Source organism: Pseudoalteromonas sp. MMG010, from assembly GCF_018100905.1.
Lineage (GTDB): Bacteria > Pseudomonadota > Gammaproteobacteria > Enterobacterales > Alteromonadaceae > Pseudoalteromonas.
Window position 1 is genome coordinate 1 of sequence record NZ_JAGJEG010000031.1, and the last position, 1,430, is coordinate 1,430.

A 1,430-nucleotide genomic window follows, 5' to 3' on the forward strand; every position below is an offset into this window, starting at 1 on the left:
CTGTTAGACTGAGACACGAGACGAGCATCTACGGATGTGAAGTTGTTGATGCCATACTTCCAGGAAAAGCCTCTAAGCTTCAGATTATACCGAATCGTACCCCAAACCGACACAGGTGGTCAGGTAGAGAATACTAAGGCGCTTGAGAGAACTCGGGTGAAGGAACTAGGCAAAATCGTACCGTAACTTCGGGAGAAGGTACGCTCCTATCTGTGATGAGATTTACTCTCTAAGCGGACGGGAGCCGCAGTGACCAGGTGGCTGGGACTGTTTATTAAAAACACAGCACTGTGCAAAATCGCAAGATGACGTATACGGTGTGACACCTGCCCGGTGCCGGAAGGTTAATTGATGGGGTTAGACTTAGGTCGAAGCTCTTGATCGAAGCCCCGGTAAACGGCGGCCGTAACTATAACGGTCCTAAGGTAGCGAAATTCCTTGTCGGGTAAGTTCCGACCTGCACGAATGGTGTAACCATGGCCACGCTGTCTCCACCCGAGACTCAGTGAAATTGAAATCGCAGTGAAGATGCTGTGTACCCGCGGCTAGACGGAAAGACCCCGTGAACCTTTACTACAGCTTGGCACTGAACATTGAACCTACATGTGTAGGATAGGTGGGAGACTTTGAAGCAGCGACGCTAGTTGTTGTGGAGTCGTCCTTGAAATACCACCCTTGTAGTTTTGATGTTCTAACGTTGGCCCCTGAATCGGGGTTACGGACAGTGCCTGGTGGGTAGTTTGACTGGGGCGGTCTCCTCCCAAAGAGTAACGGAGGAGCACGAAGGTTGGCTAAGTACGGTCGGACATCGTACGGTTAGTGTAATGGTAGAAGCCAGCTTAACTGCGAGACAGACACGTCGAGCAGGTACGAAAGTAGGTCATAGTGATCCGGTGGTTCTGAATGGAAGGGCCATCGCTCAACGGATAAAAGGTACTCCGGGGATAACAGGCTGATACCGCCCAAGAGTTCATATCGACGGCGGTGTTTGGCACCTCGATGTCGGCTCATCACATCCTGGGGCTGAAGTCGGTCCCAAGGGTATGGCTGTTCGCCATTTAAAGTGGTACGCGAGCTGGGTTTAGAACGTCGTGAGACAGTTCGGTCCCTATCTGCCGTGGGCGTTTGAGAATTGAGAGGGGTTGCTCCTAGTACGAGAGGACCGGAGTGAACGAACCGCTGGTGTTCGGGTTGTCATGCCAATGGCATTGCCCGGTAGCTACGTTCGGAACTGATAAGCGCTGAAAGCATCTAAGCGCGAAGCAGGCCTCGAGATGATTTCTCACTAGACTTTTAAAGTCTCTGAAGGGCCGTTGAAGACTACAACGTTGATAGGCAGGATGTGGAAGTGGTGTGAGCCATTAAGCTAACCTGTACTAATTACCCGTGAGGCTTAACCATACAACGCCAAACGCGTTTTGTGACAGAAA

The 1,430-nt window shown here is 51.3% G+C and carries 1 rRNA gene; it reads left to right on the forward strand.

Annotation, left to right across the window (positions count from 1 at the left end):
• Nucleotides 1–1,401, forward strand: a 23S ribosomal RNA gene (locus J8L70_RS15970); the annotation flags it as partial.
• Between the last annotated feature and the right edge of the window lie 29 nt (nt 1,402–1,430).